Origin of the sequence: Streptomyces sp. NPDC060028 (genome assembly GCF_042736725.1) — a bacterium.
Classification (GTDB): domain Bacteria; phylum Actinomycetota; class Actinomycetes; order Streptomycetales; family Streptomycetaceae; genus Streptomyces.
In genome coordinates this window covers 1-17971 of sequence record NZ_JBHWVJ010000036.1, presented here as the reverse complement: position 1 = coordinate 17971, position 17971 = coordinate 1, and the positions used below count along the sequence as shown (strand labels likewise).

14 protein-coding genes and 1 pseudogene are annotated in these 17971 nt (G+C 71.2%); 1 reads left to right on the top strand and 14 read right to left on the bottom strand.

What is annotated here, in order from left to right:
- From ACFWBF_RS19495 to nrdR, 10 genes and pseudogenes are all read right to left on the bottom strand, one after another.
- Window positions 1–297: pseudogene (locus ACFWBF_RS19495) on the bottom strand (hypothetical protein); the annotation flags it as partial.
- Window positions 298–450: 153 nt separating this feature from the next.
- Entirely contained in the window at window positions 451–1365 is a 915-nt protein-coding gene (locus tag ACFWBF_RS19490) for an ADP-ribosylglycohydrolase family protein (protein ID WP_385603058.1), read from the bottom strand.
- Window positions 1366–1376: 11 nt separating this feature from the next.
- Window positions 1377–2036: a histidine phosphatase family protein gene (locus ACFWBF_RS19485; protein ID WP_385603055.1), complete on the bottom strand. Its 660-nt coding sequence runs from the start codon at window positions 2034–2036 to the stop codon at window positions 1377–1379.
- A 72-nt stretch (window positions 2037–2108) separates the two neighbouring features.
- Window positions 2109–2714 carry a YdbC family protein gene (locus tag ACFWBF_RS19480; RefSeq protein WP_385223598.1) on the bottom strand — a complete coding sequence of 202 codons (606 nt, stop codon included), beginning with the start codon at window positions 2712–2714 and terminating at the stop codon, window positions 2109–2111.
- Between the two features lie 32 nt (window positions 2715–2746).
- Window positions 2747–3601, bottom strand: coding sequence for an arylamine N-acetyltransferase (locus tag ACFWBF_RS19475; protein WP_385603052.1), 855 nt, complete (start codon window positions 3599–3601; stop codon window positions 2747–2749).
- A gap of 95 nt (window positions 3602–3696) precedes the next feature.
- Window positions 3697–4443 (bottom strand): DUF2071 domain-containing protein, encoded by a 747-nt coding sequence (locus ACFWBF_RS19470; protein WP_385603049.1) that lies wholly within the window; start codon window positions 4441–4443, stop codon window positions 3697–3699.
- A complete protein-coding gene (locus ACFWBF_RS19465; protein WP_385603046.1) occupies window positions 4440–4781 on the bottom strand; it encodes a metalloregulator ArsR/SmtB family transcription factor in 342 nt (113 codons plus the stop codon). The genes ACFWBF_RS19470 and ACFWBF_RS19465 overlap by 4 nt, the downstream gene beginning before the upstream one ends.
- A gap of 102 nt (window positions 4782–4883) precedes the next feature.
- Window positions 4884–5627 (bottom strand): class I SAM-dependent methyltransferase, encoded by a 744-nt coding sequence (locus tag ACFWBF_RS19460; RefSeq protein WP_385603043.1) that lies wholly within the window; start codon window positions 5625–5627, stop codon window positions 4884–4886.
- 284 nt (window positions 5628–5911) lie between these two features.
- On the bottom strand, window positions 5912–8800 hold the full coding sequence (locus ACFWBF_RS19455; RefSeq protein WP_385603040.1) for a vitamin B12-dependent ribonucleotide reductase: 2889 nt from the start codon (window positions 8798–8800) through the stop codon (window positions 5912–5914).
- Between the two features lie 139 nt (window positions 8801–8939).
- Window positions 8940–9452 carry a transcriptional regulator NrdR gene (gene nrdR, locus ACFWBF_RS19450; protein ID WP_385603037.1) on the bottom strand — a complete coding sequence of 171 codons (513 nt, stop codon included), beginning with the start codon at window positions 9450–9452 and terminating at the stop codon, window positions 8940–8942.
- A gap of 470 nt (window positions 9453–9922) precedes the next feature.
- Between nrdR and lexA the strand changes: the two genes are divergently transcribed.
- Window positions 9923–10714 carry a transcriptional repressor LexA gene (gene lexA / locus ACFWBF_RS19445; protein WP_385603033.1) on the top strand — a complete coding sequence of 264 codons (792 nt, stop codon included), beginning with the start codon at window positions 9923–9925 and terminating at the stop codon, window positions 10712–10714.
- 129 nt (window positions 10715–10843) lie between these two features.
- On the opposite strand, the gene ACFWBF_RS19440 is transcribed toward lexA, so the two are convergent.
- The 4 genes from ACFWBF_RS19440 to ACFWBF_RS19425 form a co-directional block, all read right to left on the bottom strand.
- Window positions 10844–12814 (bottom strand): ATP-dependent DNA helicase, encoded by a 1971-nt coding sequence (locus tag ACFWBF_RS19440; RefSeq protein ID WP_385603031.1) that lies wholly within the window; start codon window positions 12812–12814, stop codon window positions 10844–10846.
- 52 nt (window positions 12815–12866) lie between these two features.
- A complete protein-coding gene (locus ACFWBF_RS19435; protein ID WP_385603166.1) occupies window positions 12867–14681 on the bottom strand; it encodes an IucA/IucC family protein in 1815 nt (604 codons plus the stop codon).
- A 235-nt stretch (window positions 14682–14916) separates the two neighbouring features.
- A complete protein-coding gene (locus ACFWBF_RS19430) occupies window positions 14917–15597 on the bottom strand; it encodes a GNAT family N-acetyltransferase (protein ID WP_385603028.1) in 681 nt (226 codons plus the stop codon).
- A gap of 31 nt (window positions 15598–15628) precedes the next feature.
- Window positions 15629–17551 (bottom strand): IucA/IucC family protein, encoded by a 1923-nt coding sequence (locus tag ACFWBF_RS19425; RefSeq protein WP_385603163.1) that lies wholly within the window; start codon window positions 17549–17551, stop codon window positions 15629–15631.
- Between the last annotated feature and the right edge of the window lie 420 nt (window positions 17552–17971).

Here is a 17971-nt window from a genome sequence, read left to right as displayed (position 1 = left end):
CGTGGGATCCCAGCCCGGCGGCGCGGGCGGCGTGGGCTCCGTGGGTGCCGTGGGCGGCGGTGGCGTGGGAGGAGCAGATCCTGCCTCGGCCGCTGCCCCTGCCCCTGCCCCCACCCCCGCGGCCGGTCGCGCCGGCAGGCCGGTGGCTGCGCCCTTGGCCGTCTCCACGGCCGGAGCCTGCCCCGCTGCTGTCCCGGCGGCGGGACTCCCGGCCACGGCTTCCGCGGCCACGGCGTCCCCGGCCTTCGCCGCGCGGTCGTCCGCTCCGTCGTCTGCTCTGTCGGTGGCCTCTGCCATCGGGTTCCCCTCCGCTGTTGGCCGCCCGCGATGATCCGGTGGGGCGGCGAAGCGGACAGAGTAGGCCGGTGACATGGAGTTTTGAACAGGCTCAAAAGAGCCCTGTGGCAGGACCGTGACAAACGGAGGGGTACAGACCGGCGCAGACCGCCGCTACCGCGCCGCCTCCGGCAGCCAGGCCGGGAGAGCTTCGGTCCGCGACAGCCAGGTGGCCGGCAGCAACGCGTCCCCGCGCGCGCCCAGTACCCCGCCGACGATCGCGCAGGTCGTGTCCACGTCCCCGCCCACCTTGGCGGTGGTCCAGAACGCCTGCTCGTAGTCGTCCAGCGACCGCGCCGCCGACCACAGGGCGAACGGCACCGTGTCGTGCGCGCTGGTACGCCGCCCACAGCCCAGTACCGCCGCGACGGTGGTCGCGTCGCCGTAGTCCAGCATGTCCCGCGCCCGCCGCAGCCCGGCTCCCACGGCGCTGCGCGGCACCAGCGCGATCACACCGTCCAGCAGGTCGGCGGCCTTCGGCGGGCCCGCGGGGGCCGCCGCGAGCGCTGCCGCCGCCGCGACGGCCATCGCGCCGCACACCGCCTCGCGGTGCTGGTGCGTGGTGTAGGCGGAGATCTCCGCCTGGTGGGTGGCCTGCTCGGGGTCGTCCGCGTACCAGGCGCCCAGCGGGGCGACCCGCATGGCCGCGCCGTTGCCCCACGAGCCCTGCCCGTTGAACAGCTCGGCCGCCAGCGTCCGCCAGTCCGCGCCTTCGCGGATCAGGCGCAGCATCCGGTTCACGGCGGGGCCGTAGCCGCGGTCGAAGTCGTGGTGGTGGGCGAAGGAGGAGGCCAGGGCGTCCTGGTCGATGCGTCCGTGTTCGGCGAGCACGGCCACCACCGAGCAGGCCATCTCGGTGTCGTCGGTCCACTGCCACGGGTCGGTGCCGGCGGGCAGCTCGCGCTGCTTGAGCAGCGGGTAGTTCACGGGGACGAAGTACTGGGAGCCCAGGGCGTCACCCAGGGCCAGCCCGCGGAGGCTGGCCATGGCGCGTGCGTAGCGCCTTTCGGGAGAGGAGTCAGCGGTCATCCCGCGTCACTTTAGCCGTCCAGGTCATAAGGCTCGGGTGTGGTCCACCGCTCAAACGGGCGGTCCATCCGGTACCGGCCGTCCGAGCCCAGCAGAAGCATCCGGAATTCGCCGTTTCCGGGGTTGGACAGGGCCTCGAACTCGGCCACCGACCAGTGGAACCAGCGCATGCAGAACAGCCGCATCGTCAGCCCGTGCGTCACGAGGAGCACGTTCTCCGGATGGTCCGGGGCCTCGAAGCTGCGGTAGAGGCTCTCCAGGAAGGACCCGACCCGGTCGTAGACGTCGGCCCCCGACTCGCCCTGGGCGAAGCGGTAGAAGAAGTGGCCGTACGCGTCCCGGTACGCCTTCTGCAGCCGTACGTCCTCGCGTTCCTGCCAGTTCCCCCAGTCCTGCTCGCGCAGCCGGGGCTCCTCGCGCATCCGCACCCGCGTCGGGTCCAGCCGCAGCTCCCGGAAGGTCTGCAGGGTCCGGCGGTACGGGGAGACGTACGCGCTGATGTGCTCGTCACCGAAGAGCTCGCGCAGCCGTACGCCGAGGGCCGCGGCCTGCTCGCGCCCGCTGCGGGTCAGCCGCAGGGCGTGGTCGGGTTCCCTCTCGTACACCGAGTCGTCGGCGTTTCCCTCCGATTCCCCGTGCCGGACAAGAACGATGCGCCGTGGTCGTGCCATTCCCCGACCCTATTCGGCCGCGCGCGGACGGACCCACCGGGCACGCCGGTCGGCATGGCGATGGTCTTACGGTCATACCGTCCAGGCGGGTTCGAGGTCGACGACGTCTCCGGTGAGGGCTTCGACGTCGGCCTGGATCTGGGCGCGCAGCGAGAGCCGCTCGACCCGTTCCTGCCGGTACTTGCCGTGCTCTGCCGCCGCGTGCCACATCGACAGCACCAGGAACTCCCGGCCCGGCGCCTCCCCGAACAGGCCCCGGACCATGCCGGGTGAACCCGCCATGGCCGGGTTCCACACCTTCTCCTGCATGAGGGCGAAGTGGTCCACGCGGCCCTCGCGCACGCGGGTGTGGGCCACCCTCACCACATCGGCATCGGTGAAGCGCGGCTCGAAGCCGGTCTTCACGTCGAAGCGGTGGTCGAAGAGCGTGACGCGCGCGTCGGTGTAGGTGCCGTTCTGGGAGGCGGCCAGCCTGTCGTGCGACCGGGCCATGAAGGAGTCGTAGAAGGAGCGGCTCTCCCAGAACGCGAAGACATGCGCCACCCCCTGCCGGCCTCGGCTCCAGCCGCCGCCCTGTCCCCGGAATCCCGGTTCTCCCGGCAGCCCCGCCCATTTGCGCTGCCCACGCTCGAACCCGCGTCGGTCCGTCACCGTGCAGCGAATCCACTTGACCAGCACTGCGCCATCGTACGGTCCCGGCGGGGCCCGGGTCAGTCCCCGGCGCGTTGGATCCGCAGCAGTTCCGCCGCGTCCCGCTCGGACAGCCGAAGCCCGAACTCCCGGTCGAGCAGATCGAGCAGTCCCTCGGAGGCGACGTCCTCCCGCGTGACCCGCCCGTCGGGGTACAGCCGGGTCAACTCCCGTCCCACGAGGGACAGCCGGACGGCGTCGCCCGGGTACTGGACGATGGCCCGCCCCACGAAGGAGGACCGGGGGTGGGAGGAGCTGTAGTGGTTCAGCACGACGTAGTCGACGGGGTGGTAGGGCTGCGGGGAGAAGGCGTACAGGTCCCGCCAGTTCCCCTCGCGCAGCGCGGCCAGCGCGAGGACGCCGCCTTCCTCCTCGCGGACGCGGAAGGTCCACTCCCCCTGCCGCACCTCGACACCGGGGCGCGCCAGCGGGATCGGTTCGCACGGGCCCTGGTAGCCGAACCCGGCATCGCAGAGCCACGGTTCACCGTCGACGGTGACGACGAGGACGGCATGTGTCACCGCGAGCAGGGTGTCCCCGCGGGTGCGGTTGCGGGCACCGCGCCCGGAGACCTCGAAGCCGATCCGCTCCAGGGCGGCGGCCAGCAGCGAGTTCTGCTCGTAGCAGTAGCCGCCGCGGCGGGTGTGCACGAGCTTGTCCTCGATGGCCTTGACGTCCAGCTCGACGGGGCGGCCGAACAGCACGTCCAGGCTCTCGAAGGTGATCGCACCGGTGTGGGCCCGGTGCACTTCGTACAACGTCCGCAGGTCCGGCCGCAGTTCCCCTCTGCCGCTGCCGTTCCTGCTGCCGTTCCCGTAGCCGTACCCGATCCGCGCCAGATAGGCGTCCAGATCCAGCTCGTCACCACTCCACATGGCTGCTCCCCCGCACTCCGCCGTCACGTCCGGGGCGCGCGCTCACCGCCGCCCCGCACCATGATCAGCTGGCCGCCCCCGGACGCCAACCACTTTCAGGCGGCCGGCGCGGCGCACCCCACGCTTGCGGCGGAGTCCAGCGGGTGCCACTCCACGGGCACGTCGCGCATCAGCAGAGCGCAGTCGAAGTGGACCGTGCCCGGCGGGAAGCGCTCGGGGTCCTCGAAGAAGGAGGACTCGGCCCGGGTGACCTCGGTGGCCTCCACCCGCCACGCGTCCGTGTGCAGCTGCATGCCGTCGAACCGGCCCTCGGCGCGCCCGGGCGAGTAGCCGCGGGCGCCCTGCCGGAAGAACGCGGAGGCCTCGGCCAGGTCGCCGAACAGCCGGCTCCCGCGCAGTTCGTCCGCGACCCGGGCGACGACCCGTACACGCGTGGAGGCGTCCTTGGTCTCGTACCCGACCCCGATCTCCTGCGGGGTCTCCCGTACGTCGAAGACGGCGGACCCGTGCGCTCCGGGGAACAGCCGGCCGCCTGCGAGGACGTTGAGCCGGGAGCCGCTGTCGCGGCGCGGAATCCAGACCCCCGTCTCGACCCCGTCCGGGCCGTCCCACTCGACGGAGATCCGGTGCGCGGCGTTCTCGCTGCGCACGCCCGTACCGGCGGGGGCCCAGCGCGGCCGGGTGTCCCCGAGCCGCAGCAGGCAGATGCCGGCGACGGCCCAGCCGCCCACGAGCTGCGGCCGCATCCCCGCCGGCAGCTGTCGCGCCGCCACCTCGGGGTCGACCCGGTAGTTCACGAGCAGCCGACGCTCGATGACACTCGCGATCTTCGGACCGATCATTGGGTGCTCTCCCCCGATTCGTTCTTGCGCCGCTGGTGCCGGAGCACGATCTGCTCCGGGCACACCATGCTGAGGAACCGGCCGACGGAGGCGGCCAGCCGCTCCTCGACGAGCGTGTAGAGGATCCGGTTGCCGTCGCGCCGCTCCCGCACCAGTCCCGCGGACTTCAGCACCCCGAGGTGCCGCGACACGGACGGGGCGCTGATGGTGAACCGGCCGGCGATCTCCCCGGCCGCCAGCTCCCCGTCGCGCAGATCCTCCAGGATCTGGCGCCGCGTGGGATCGGCGAGCGCCCGGAAGACGCCGGCCTCGTCGTCGGTCTCGCTGTTCTCAGCCATGCGACCTTTTTAGCACATGAGCTAATTAGCTAAATACTTCACCACCCCACCTCGAACACGCCGAAGACCAGAAGCTGAAATGCCCGGTCGACCGTCAGGCAGTCAGGCGCGGCAGCGCAGCATCTGCAGCGGGGGGTTGGCGAGGAGGTCCGTCCAGAAGTCCGCACCGAACGTACGCACGCCGGCGTCGGACACCTCCACCGGGACCCAGGTCACCTCGGTGAATCCGGCCGCCCGCAGACACTTCTCGTAGACCTCACGGCGCGGGCAGGTGGTGACGAACTCGATCGGGTGCTGGTCGAGCAGCGCGGTGATCCGTACGCGCGGTCCGGTCTCGGCCTCCTCGCCGGTCAGCTCGGAGCGGAAGCCGTACTTGTCCAGGGGCGGACCGTCGAAGCGGTAGTCGGGCGTCTGGTTGAGCACGAAGAACTCGGCGCCGGGCTCCAGGCTCCGGTGCACGTTACGGCACATCCGCTCGAAGGCGGCGACGTCCTGCGCGTAGTTGAGCAGCTGGACGGCAACGGCGACGTCGAAGCGCTGCCCGAGGGGCCGCAGTTCGCTGACATCGCCCACCTCGTAGCGCACACCCAGCGGATCGCGCTCCTCCAACGCCTGCGCCACGGCGACCATCTCACCCGAGATGTCGACTCCGAACACGTCCCCGGCGCCGCGCCGCTTGAACTCCCTGCTGTAGAAGCCGGTGCCGGAAGCCAGGTCGAGGACCGACTTGCCGCGTACGTCCCCGACCAGGGACAGGAAGCTCGGCACCTCCCCGTACTGCGCCAGCGGCAGGGCCTTGAAACCCTCGAACGCCTCACCGATCTCGTCGTACTGTTGCGCGCTCACTGTTCGTTCTCCCCGTGTTGGTCATGCCCTTGGCCACGGCCCCCTCCCGGGGACGCCGCGGCTTGTGGTTGGCAGTCTCTACGGATCCCGGCAGGCCTTCGTACTGGCAGAAGCCACAAAGATCCGGACGTGGTCCCGGCCCCCCTACGGGCGGGCGTGGCGGCACGAGCGGGTCACGGGCACGACGAAGGGGACCGGCCCTCGGCCGGTCCCCTTCGTGAGCTGCTGCTCAGCTACCTGTGCGGGCTACGTCGGATGCTGCATCCCACGTAGCCCGCCCGGCATCAGCTGCAGCCGCTGGTGGAGCCGCAGCCCTCGCAGATGTAGCAGGAGCCGGCGCGCTGCATCTTCGTACCGCAGGAGAAGCAGAGCGGGGCGTCGGCGGACACGCCGAGCTGCATCTCGACCAGTTCGGCGTTGGAGTGCGCCGTCTTGGGGGCCGGGACCTGGACGGCCGCGATCGGCTTCGGAGCCTGCGGGACCGCCGCCAGCGGGGCGGACTGGGCCAGGGACTCCGTGTCGAGCTCCTCCTCGAGCGGCTCGTACGAACCGGTGTCCAGGTGGCGCTGACGCTCCTCGGCGGAGTGGATGCCGAGGGCCGAGCGGGTCTCGAAGGGCAGGAAGTCGAGCGCCACGCGACGGAAGATGTAGTCGACGATCGACTGCGCCATCCGCACGTCCGGGTCGTCCGTCATACCGGCCGGCTCGAAGCGCATGTTCGTGAACTTCGCGACGTACGTCTCCAGCGGAACGCCGTACTGCAGACCGACCGACACGGCGATCGAGAAGGCGTCCATCATGCCCGCGAGGGTCGAACCCTGCTTGGACATCTTCAGGAAGACCTCGCCCAGACCGTCGTCCGGGTAGGAGTTCGCCGTCATGTAGCCCTCGGCGCCACCGACCGTGAAGGAGGTGGTGATCCCCGGGCGGCCCTTCGGGAGGCGCTTGCGGACCGGGCGGTACTCGATGACCTTCTCGACCGCCGCGCGGATGGTCGACTCGGCCTTCTCACTGACCTCGACCTTCTCCGCTTCCTTCTTCTTCGCGGAGAGGGGCTGGCCGACCTTGCAGTTGTCGCGGTAGATCGCGAGCGCCTTGACGCCCAGCTTCCACGCCTCGAAGTAGATCTCCTCGATCTCCTCGACGGTCGCCGTCTCCGGCATGTTGACCGTCTTCGAGATCGCACCGGAGATCCAGGGCTGGATCGCGGCCATCATGCGGACGTGGCCCATCGCGGAGATGGAACGCTCGCCCATGGCGCAGTCGAACACCGAGTAGTGCTCGGTCTTCAGGCCCGGTGCGTCGACGACCACGCCGTGCTCGGCGATGTGGGCGACGATCGCCTCGATCTGCTCCTCCTGGTAACCCAGGCGGCGCAGGGCCTGCGGGACGGTGCCGTTGACGATCTGCATCGAGCCGCCGCCGACGAGCTTCTTGAACTTGACCAAAGCCAGGTCCGGCTCGACGCCCGTGGTGTCGCAGGACATCGCGAGACCGATGGTGCCGGTCGGCGCGAGGACGGAGGCCTGGGAGTTGCGGAAGCCGTTCTTCTCGCCGAGGCGCAGGACGTCCTGCCAGGCTTCGGTGGCCGCGGCCCAGATGGTGTTGTCCAGGTCCACGGTGCGCGGCGCGACGGCGTTGGCGTCGGAGTGCTGCTTCATGACGCGCTTGTGCGACTCGGCGTTGCGGGCGTAGCCGTCGTACGGACCGACGATCGCGGCCAGCTCGGCGGAGCGCTTGTACGCGGTACCGGTCATCAGCGAAGTGATCGAGGCGGCGAGGGTGCGCCCGCCGTCCGAGTCGTACGCGTGGCCGGTGGCCATCAGCAGGGCGCCGAGGTTGGCGTAGCCGATGCCCAGCTGGCGGAAGGCGCGGGTGTTCTCGCCGATCTTCTGCGTCGGGAAGTCCGCGAAGCAGATGGAGATGTCCATCGCCGTGATGACGAGCTCGACGACCTTCGCGAAACGCTCGGCGTCGAAGGACTGGTTGCCCTTGCCGTCGTCGTTCAGGAACTTCATCAGGTTCAGCGAGGCGAGGTTGCAGGACGTGTTGTCCAGGTGCATGTACTCGCTGCAGGGGTTGGACGCGGTGATGCGGCCGGACTCGGGGCAGGTGTGCCAGTTGTTGATCACACCGTCGTACTGGATGCCCGGGTCGGCGCAGGCCCACGCGGCCTCGGCCAGCTTGCGGAAGAGCGCCTTGGCGTCGACCTTCTCGATGACCTCGCCGGTCATGCGGGCACGCAGGCCGAATTCGGTGCCGTTCTCGACGGCCGTCATGAACTCGTCGTTCACACGGACGGAGTTGTTGGCGTTCTGGTACTGGACGGACGTGATGTCGTCGCCGCCCAGGTCCATGTCGAAGCCCGCGTCGCGCAGGGCGCGGATCTTCTCCTCCTCCTTCACCTTGGTCTCGATGAAGGCCTCGACGTCCGGGTGGTCCACGTCCAGGACGACCATCTTGGCCGCGCGACGGGTGGCGCCGCCCGACTTGATCGTTCCGGCGGACGCGTCGGCACCGCGCATGAAGGAGACCGGGCCGGAGGCGTTGCCGCCGGAGGAGAGGAGCTCCTTGGAGGAGCGGATGCGGGAGAGGTTCAGGCCGGCGCCGGAGCCGCCCTTGAAGATCATGCCCTCTTCCTTGTACCAGTCGAGGATCGACTCCATGGAGTCGTCGACGGCCAGGATGAAGCAGGCGGAGACCTGCTGCGGCTGGGGCGTGCCGACGTTGAACCACACCGGCGAGTTGAAGCTGAAGATCTGGTGCAGGAGGGCGTAGGTCAGCTCGTGCTCGAAGATCTCCACATCGGCGGGCGACGAGAAGTAGTCGAAGTCCTCGCCGGCCTTCGTGTACGTCTTCACGATCCGGTCGATGAGCTGCTTCAGACCGGTCTCGCGCTGCGGGGAGCCCACCGCGCCGCGGAAGTACTTGCTGGTGACGATGTTGACCGCGTTCACCGACCAGAAGTCGGGGAACTCGACGCCACGCTGCTCGAAGTTGACCGAGCCGTCGCGCCAGTTGGTCATGACGACGTCACGGCGCTCCCAGCTCACCTCATCGTACGGGTGCACGCCGGGGGTGGTGTGGATGCGCTCGATACGCAGGCCGCTCTTCGCAGCCTTGGTCCCCTTGGCGCGGGAACCACGTGCCGAGCTGCTCGCCGTCTCTGTCATGCCGCCTCCCAATGCGGGCAAAACGCCCTAAAGTGCCAGCGCTATTCCGCGGCACGGTGCTGTGTCTTGTATCTACGTCTCATCGCCTGACAAACCGGCCGCTCCACGATGCGAGTGCAGCGCGGTGCGGGCCGTCCGGTCAGTCGGCGGCGGAGGCGGGCACGGGGACCGAACCGGTCCCACCGGGCTCGCACTCTTGGGGGTGAGGCCGCGGCACGCGGAGTTCCGCGATGGCGGTCTCGAAGTCTTCAAGGGTGTCGAAAGCTTTGTACACGGACGCGAACCGGAGGTAGGCGACCAGGTCGAGTTCCTGCAACGGGCCGAGTATGGCCAGACCCACGTCGTGGGTGGTCAGCTCGGCGCTCCCGGTGGCGCGCACCGCCTCCTCGACCCGCTGGCCGAGCTTGGCGAGGGCGTCCTCGGTGACCGGCCGCCCCTGGCACGCCTTGCGCACGCCGGAGATGACCTTGGTACGGCTGAAGGGCTCGGTCACCCCGCTGCGCTTGATCACCATCAGCGAGGCCGTCTCCACCGTCGTGAAGCGACGGGAGCAGTCGGGGCACTGGCGGCGCCGGCGGATCGACGTGCCGTCGTCCGTGGTCCGGCTGTCGACGACGCGGCTGTCGGGGTGCCTGCAGAAAGGGCAGTGCATGGTTCCCTCACCCTCCCTCTTGGCGCGACTGAATCACCTCACGGGGCCCCTGAACGGCAGAGACAGGCTCTGTCAGGGGGCTCGTGAAGCAGCCACAAGCATATGCGATGTTGAGGACCGCGGCGGACCGAGGACCACAACTTCTGGGTGGCAGCGCTCATCCAACCACTAGATCTTGGGTTGTGGTGGAATTACGCGGCTCAGCGTGTCGGAGTGTCCGATGGCCGGATACAGGGCCTCGCGGTGCCACACTGAGCCCCGGCCCGGACGGTGGCGACCCGACCCGGAAGGGTACCGTAAGCAGGGGACGCCGAGCCGAACCCACGTTCGGTCGACCGTTCCGTCTATACACCTCACGATGTGACCACGACGGACGATCTGCGATTTTTCACTCGAACGTGTGTTTGGCGCAACCTTTCGAAAGCAACTACCGTTGTCCAGCTAGGGAGAACATTTCGAGAGGGGCCGACGTGACCACCACCGCAGACAGTGCCACCATCACTGCCCAGAACCGCTCCCAGAGCCGACTCGAGCCGGTGCATGCCATGAATGACGCAAGCCTGAATCCGGAGGCGGAGCCCGTGCGCCCCGCACGCTCGATGCCAGGGCGACCTCCAGGCATCCGCGCCGACAGCTCCGGGCTCACGGACCGGCAGCGGAGGGTCATCGAGGTCATCCGCGACTCGGTGCAGCGGCGGGGCTACCCGCCGTCGATGCGCGAGATCGGCCAGGCGGTCGGCCTGTCCAGCACCTCTTCGGTCGCGCACCAGCTGATGGCCCTGGAGCGCAAGGGCTTCCTGCGCCGTGACCCGCACCGGCCCCGGGCGTACGAGGTCCGCGGCTCCGATCAGCCCAGCTCGCAGCCCACGGACACCACCGGCAAGCCCGCCGCCTCGTACGTCCCCTTGGTCGGCAGGATCGCGGCCGGCGGTCCGATCCTCGCCGAGGAGTCGGTGGAGGACGTGTTCCCCCTCCCCCGCCAGCTCGTCGGCGACGGCGAGCTCTTCGTCCTCAAGGTCGTGGGCGACTCGATGATCGAGGCCGCGATCTGCGACGGCGACTGGGTCACGGTCCGCCGCCAGCCCGTCGCGGAGAACGGCGACATCGTCGCCGCGATGCTCGACGGTGAGGCCACGGTCAAGCGCTTCAAGCGCGAGGACGGCCACGTCTGGCTTCTCCCGCACAACTCCGCCTACCAGCCCATCCCCGGCGACGAGGCCACCATCCTCGGCAAGGTCGTCGCGGTACTGCGCCGGGTCTGACCCGTCGCCTCTCGCCAGCCCCGGGACCCACTGCGCCGGTCCCGGGGCTGTTGTGCGCCCCGCGCCGTACCCCGTACGGCCACTGCCGTCGGCTCTTGGTGGCTCCTTGCCGTCGGCTCCTCGCCGTGGCTACTTGCCGTCGGCCTGCGCCGTGGCGTCGATGGCGGCCAAGGAGCGGCGCGCCTGGTTGCGGTCCGTGGTGTACCAGAAGTCCGGCAGCGTGGCCCGCAGGAAGCTCCCGTACCGGGCCGTGGCCAGGCGAGGGTCGAGTACCGCCACCACGCCCCGGTCGCCCGTGGCCCGTACGAGACGACCCGCGCCCTGGGCCATCAGCAGAGCCGCGTGCGTGGCGGCCACGGCCATGAAGCCGTTGCCCCCGTGCTCCTCGACCGACTTCTGCCGGGCACTCATCAGCGGGTCGTCGGGCCGCGGGAACGGGATCCTGTCCATGACCACCAGCTGGCAGCTGGGTCCGGGCACGTCCACGCCCTGCCACAGCGACAGGGTGCCGAACAGGCAGGTCTTCGGATCCGCGGCGAAGGCCTTGATCAGCTCGCCCAGCGTCTCCTCGCCCTGCAGCAGGATCGGGTTGTCGAGCCGGCCGCGCAGCTCCTCGGCGGCCGCCTTCGCGCCGCGCATGGAGGAGAAGAGGCCTAGGGTGCGGCCGCCGGCCGCCTCGATCAGTTCGGCGAGCTCGTCCATCATGTCGCCCCGGGTGCCCTCGCGGCCTGGCGTGGCCAGGTGCTTCGCAACGTAGAGGATGCCCTGCTTGGGGTAGTCGAAGGGGGAGCCGACGTCCAGGCCCTTCCAGAGCGGTACGTCGTCCCCCTCGACCCCCTCGGGGGACAGGCCGAGCGAGGCCGCGACCCCGTTGAAGTCGCCGCCGAGCTTGAGGGTCGCCGAGGTCAGGACCACCGAGCGGTCTTCGAACAGCTTCTCGCGCAGCAAGCCCGACACCGACAGCGGGGCGACCCGGAGGGTGGCGCCGAAGCGGTCGTGGCGTTCGTACCAGACGACGTCGTACTCGGAGCGGTTCACGATCCGCTCCGCCACCCCGTGCACGCTCTCCACCGCGGCCAAGGCCTGCTTGCGGACCGCGTCCTCGTCGTGGACGGACTTGTCCCGCGTCGCGCCGATCGCGGAGATCACATTGCGCGCGGCGTCCCGCAGGGCCATCAGCGCGTAGCCGAGGTCCTCGGGGACCTCCTCGAGGCGGCCCGGGAGGGCAAGCTCCATCACGCGTTCGAAGGACTCGGAGGCAGTCTGCAGGGAGTCCGCCGTCTTCTCGTCGACCAGCTTCGCCGACCGCTTCACGGCACGGTTGACCTGGCCGGGAGTGAGCTCGCCGGTGGCCACGCCGGTGACCCGCGAGACCAGCTCGTGGGCCTCGTCCACGATCAGCACCTCATGCTGCGGCAGCACCGGGGCGCCCTCGATGGCGTCGATGGCCAAGAGCGCGTGGTTGGTGACGACCACGTCGGCGAGCTTGGCCCGCTCGCGCGCGGCCTCCGCGAAGCATTCGGCTCCGTACGCGCACTTCGTCGCGCCCAGGCACTCCCGCGAGGAGACCGAGATCTGGCTCCAGGCCTTGTCGGAGACGCCGGGCGTCAGATCGTCGCGATCGCCGGTCTCGGTCTCGTCCGCCCAGTCCCGCAGACGCAGCAGGTCCTGGCCGAGTTTGCTGGTGGGAGCGGCCGCCTCGAACTGGTCGAAGAGGCCCTCCTCCTCGTCCTGCGGCGCTCCCTCGTGCAGGCGGTGCAGGCACAGGTAGTTGGAGCGGCCCTTGAGCATGGCGAACTGCGGGCGGCGGCGGAGCTGCGGGTGCAGCGCCTCCACCGTCCGGGGCAGGTCGCGCTCGACGAGCTGCCGCTGCAGGGCCAGGGTCGCGGTGGCCACGACCACGCGCTCGCCGTGCGCGAGGGCCGGCACCAGGTAGCCGAGGGACTTTCCGGTGCCGGTGCCGGCCTGGATGAGCCGGTGGGAGTTGTCGTCGATCGCTTCGGCGACGGCTTCGGCCATGGTCACCTGGCCGGGGCGCTCCGTGCCGCCGACGGCGGAGACGGCGGCGTGCAGCAGGTCGGGGAGGGAGGGCTTCGTCATAGCACTGCCAACCCTACGGGGCGCCACCGACAGCGACCGCACCGGCGAGGGATCACGGCCGGTATAAGGGGTTCGGCACGGTGCCGTACTGCACGGCGTGCGGGCGGTCGGGGCGGTCCCGGTATCCGTCCTCGTAGAGCCTGTTGCGATTCAGGCAGAGCCGCACGATGCGCTCGCCCAGCAGGTCGAAGAGCTCGTAGCGGTCCTTGAGCTCCGGGAACCGGGCCTGGTGGCGCAGGATCTCCGCCCGTGCGAGGGACCAGAACTCGTCCTCCGCGACGCCGAGGCGGTCCTCGCACAGTGCGGACAGGTAGCGGAAGACGCCGATGAAGAGACCCGAGTGGATGAACTGGGGCAGGAAGTCGGCGGGCTCGGTGAGCAGCACGGCGCGGACCTCGGCGGGCATCGCGGCCAGCTCGGGCAGCGGCTCGTCGCTGATGTTGACGTCGTCCACGAAGTCCTTGACCGCGAGCCGGACGGGGACGTCGTACTCGTCGAAGATCACGATGGCGTTCTCGCCGTGCGGGGAGAAGACGGTCCCGTAGCGGTAGAGGAAGTGGAGCAGCGGGGGCAGCAGGGCGGCGAAGAGCCGCTGGAGCCAGACGGTGGGCGTGAGACCGGAGCGGGCGACGAGTTCGGCGGTGAAGGACCGTCCGCGGGGGTCGGTGTGGAGGAGGGAGGCGAGCGTGCGGGCGCGTTCGCCGGGGGCGAGGCGGCCGGTCAGGGGCTCGCGCCAGATCGCGCCGAGGAGTTCCTTGTACTGGTACGGGACCTCGGGGAGCTGGTCGTAGACGGGGTGGCGGACGGTGACGGAGGCGACCTCACCGAGCAGGATCACCCCGCATTCGTCGCGGAGGAAGGGGTCCGCGTCGCGGAGGGAGTGGATCCAGGCGGTGACGGCGGGGGCGGCCAGTGCCAGGTCGGACGGCAGGCCGCGCCAGACCATGGTGTTGAGGACGGAGAGCGGCAGTTTGACGCTGTGCCGGTCGGGGTGGGTCAGGTTGAGGAAGGTGCGGATCGACTGCTGCGGGAGGCGTTCGTCGGGGTCGGCGGGGAGCGGGACCAGCGCGCCGGAGGCGAGGGCCGGGGCGAAGAGGGGGAGCACGATCTCGTCCCACTGCCAGGGGTGCACGGGGAGGTAGAGGTAGCCGCGGGGGTCGAGGCCGCGCTCGCGCAGGGCCTGGTCGAAGGCGGCGCGGGTGACGGGGTCGAGCTCGGCGGAGTAGAGGCGTGACGGGTCTTCGAGGCCGGCCGTGCCGCGGTAGGTCGCGAGGGTGGTGTGGGCGGCGAGCCAGGGCAGCCGCTGTCGGACGCGGGCCTCGGGCGCCCAGGCGGCGGTGTCGGAGGCGGAGAGTCCGATGCGGCCCTTGTTGAGGACGAGCCAGGGGTGGCCGGTCTGGTGGCCTTCGAGGGCCGCGTAGTCAAGGTCGGCGAGGACGTCGGCCGTGAGGGCGGTGTGCTCGATGCGGGCGTCCGCGGCGAGCGTCGCGCTGAGCTCGCGGACCAGGTGCCCGAGGGTCGCGCCGTCGAGACCGAGGAGGCGGCGGGCCCGGATGAGGAAGGCGTACGGGTCCCCGAAGGCGGTGGGGGGCCCGGTGGAGGGGTGAGGCGGCGTGAGGGTGATGGTGTCGGGTGTGACGTGCCAGCTGCCGTACGCGCGGCGGCGGGCGCGGAAGCCGAGGCTGCTGCCGTCGTCGAGGGTCAGGGTCCAGGCGTCACCGGCGGCGGCCGGGGCCGGTACGGGGCTGATGATCTCCTCGTACGCGAACTCGCCGAGCAGCTTGGCCAGCAGCCGGGCGGCGGCGGAGTCCCAGGTCGCGCGGTTGAGCTCGGGCGGAGTGCAGGGGTGCTGGGACGACGGCGGCACGGGGGGCTCGGCGGAGCCGGGGCCCGGGGCATCGGGGACGGCGGGGCCCGGGGCGGGGACGGCGGGAACGGATGGGACGGTTGGGAAATTCGGCACGGCACTCCTCGGAGATCGGGAACTTTGCTGCGCGACGCAGAGTTTTCGAGGTGAGAGGCGTGAAGCGGTGAGGGAAGAGGCGAAGGAAAGCAAGAGGTGAGCTGGCGGGGAGCGAGGTGGTGAATGAGCGGGGCGGCAGTCAGAGGAGATTGCGTAGTGCCCGCTCGCGAATCATCAGAGCGGCTCGCTTCTCGGGCAGGTCGATTTCCTTGAAACAGCGGAAGCCGGAGTTCACGAAGGCTGATACGGAGGGGGTGTTGCCAATGTCCGGTTCGGCAATGACGCGTGTGCAGCGAGGACGGTTGTCGAACACCAGGTCGGCGACGGCGCGCAGGAGTGCGGTCCCCAGACCTCGGCCCCGGTTCGTGCCGTCTCCGATGAGCAGGTGGATACCCGTGTCGTGGGGGCGCGCCGGGTAGTGGCGGGCGATCGGGTCGAGGTCGGCCCGGTAGATCTCCCAGTAGCTCATCGGTGTGCCGGCGAGAAGGCCGAGGCAGGGGATGCTGCGGCTGTCCCCTGCCAGTTGCGCCCGGACGTGGGCAGCGGTCGTGGCGGCGGGGCCGGCGAGTTCCCAATAGGCGGCCACCTCGGGGTCGTTCATCCAGCCGGTGAGGAGCTCCAGGTCCCGGTCGAGGCGTACGGGTTCCAGGCGGAAGGCTCCGGACCGGGTGGTGGCGGTGCCCCAGCCGGCCGGGGAGTCGAGCAGGTCCGCCTCGGCGAGCAGGGGCAGTAACCCGGCGTCGAGCCGCGATTCGCCGGTGGCGTCCGGGGCTTCGGCTGCCCGGCCCGCGGCATCGGTGTGGGAGTCGGTGGAGGGCATCGGGGCTCTTCTCCGTGTGGTCGCGGACGCGTCAATCGTGAAGGGGGTTGGTGATGGTGACGTAGACGGACTGGGTGTCGACGGGGCCGACGAGCTCGTCCAGGCCGCCCAGGCGGGTGAGCAGATTCGCTTTGCAGCGCAGGGTGGGCGAGTCGAGCAGCTGCACGGGGAGCGGGCCGAGGTCCGCGGCCTTGCCGAGGAAGCGGCGGAAGGCGGCGAGCAGGACGCGTTCGTCGGCGAGCCGTTGAGATCCGAAGGCGCCGATGAGGCCGAGCACGTTGTTGATGCCGAGGTAGTAGGCGAAGCGTTCGTCGGTGACGGCGTCGGGGACGAAGGTGTCGCTGGCGCTGCCGATGCCGGGGAGCCGGCGCTCCAGTTCCGCGCGGTGGGAGTCGCGGAAGTAGTAGCCCTGGTTGTCGCGGTAGCGGCCGCCGACCGGCCAGCCGGCGGGGTCGAGGAGGACCAGGGTGTTCTGCTGGTGGGCCTCCAGGGCGATGCCGGCGAGCGCGTCGAAGGCGAGGACCGGCAGGACGACGTGGTCGAGGTAGCGCAGGAACCACTCGGCGGAGACCGCGGCGGTCGTACATCCGGTGGTGGCGGCCAGCCGCGAGACGGTCTCGGCGAGGCGGGAGCGCATGGCGGCCCGGCCGGGCCACGGACGGGGTGCGGTGAGTGCGGCGATGCACAGGGCGTCGTCGCCGGAGCGGAAGGGGTTGTGGCGCAGCAGGACGTCGAGTCCGGGGACCGGGCTGCCGTCCGGGGCGTCGACGGCGAGCCAGGCGGGGTCGCGGACGATGTCGAAGCCGGGGTGGGAGGCCTGCCACTGCTCGGCGAGGCCGGTGCGGAGCAGCCGGTGTACCTCGACGCCTCGGTGGAGTTCCTTGCGGAGGTTCTCGCGACGGGAGTTGGTGATGCGCAGGCCCAAGGACAGCTTGAGCATCGCGGGGGCGCCGGGCCGGTGGGCGGTGCGGATGGAGGAGGTCGGATACCAGGGCTCGCCGTACGGGCCCAGGTCGTGCAGGAGTCCCGCGTCGCGGAGGGCGGCGACGGCGGGGCGCTGAAGGAGGTCGCGGGCCTGCCAGGGGTGCAGGGGTAGGGGGGTGGTTCCGGCGGGGAGCGGGAGACCGGGGGCGAGCCGTCCGAGCAGTTGGGCGGCGGGGATCGGGCGACCGCGTTCGGTCCAGGCCGAGTCGGTGGCGAGGGCGGAGGGCGCGACGGCCATCCAGTGGAGGGGGAAGGAGCCGTGGAGTTCGGGTGAGTAGCGGCGCACCTCGGCCGCGGAGAGTTCCTCGCGGCTCTTTGGGGTCGGGTGCAGCGGGTGACCGAGGAGGAGGGACTGTTCGGCGCTGAGGAAACGGTCCAGGGCGATGGGGGCGGGTGCGGTCGGGCGTCGGCGCCGGTCCGCGATGAACTCGGCTGTGCGGTGCACCGAGTCGGCGACCCGGCCGACGAGGTCGGAGCCGCCGTGGGCTCCGGGTGCTCCGTGGGCTCCGGGTGCGGTGGCGGTGCGGGTGCCCTCGCGGGAGATGAGCGCGGCAAGGGTGACGGCGTCCACGGCCGGGGCGCCGGCGGGGGCGCCCACGAGGCGGGCCTGGGCGAAGCGGTGCCAGCCTGCGGGGGACCAGTAGCGGACGGCGACGAGCAGGGCGGTGCCGGATGCGGGAAGGGGGATGCGCAGCACGGGCCCGGCGGGCCGACCGAGTCCGGTTTCGCGGACCCAGCACCGCAGGAGGTTCTCCACCGCCGCGGCCTCGGCGGCGGCCGCGGGGTCGGGGTGGTCCAGCGGGTCGGGCAGTGCTCCGCCGACCTCCGCCGGGAGCGTCCGGGGTCTGGCTGTGCCGTCCTTCTGCCGCGGCACGGTGGCACCCGGATCCGCGACGGGGGCCCGCTCCCCCGCCGGCTGCGGTGCGGGCGGCTGCTCCCCGGCTGCCCGCGCGGGACCTGGCGGCGACACCGCGACGGCCGGCCACGCCGGGGGGCCCGCCTGCGGGGCGGGAGTCCCGGGCCGCGGCGGATCCGCTGGGTACGCGGTGCCGGCCGGGGGCACGGGTCCGGCCGCCTCCGGCACCGGCGAGGGGCCGGCCGGCGCGACGAAGCCGAGCGCGGGCGCCCCGCCGGGCGGCTGCGGGGCGTGCCCCGACCCGGGTCCGCCGGGCGGTGGCGCGCTGTGCTGGGAGTCGGGGGTAATTGCGCCGCCCAGCGGCGGCTCGTGCCCGGGCGCGGAGTAAGCGCAGGACTGGGCCCCGCCGCCGGGGCCCGGGAAACGGTCGCCGCCGAGCGCGGGCGGTACGGGAGAAAGGGCGCCGCCGAGCGGCGGGGCGTCCCCGGCCACCGCCGAGGGGCCGGGGGCGTGCCCCGGCGCGTGGGCCGGCGC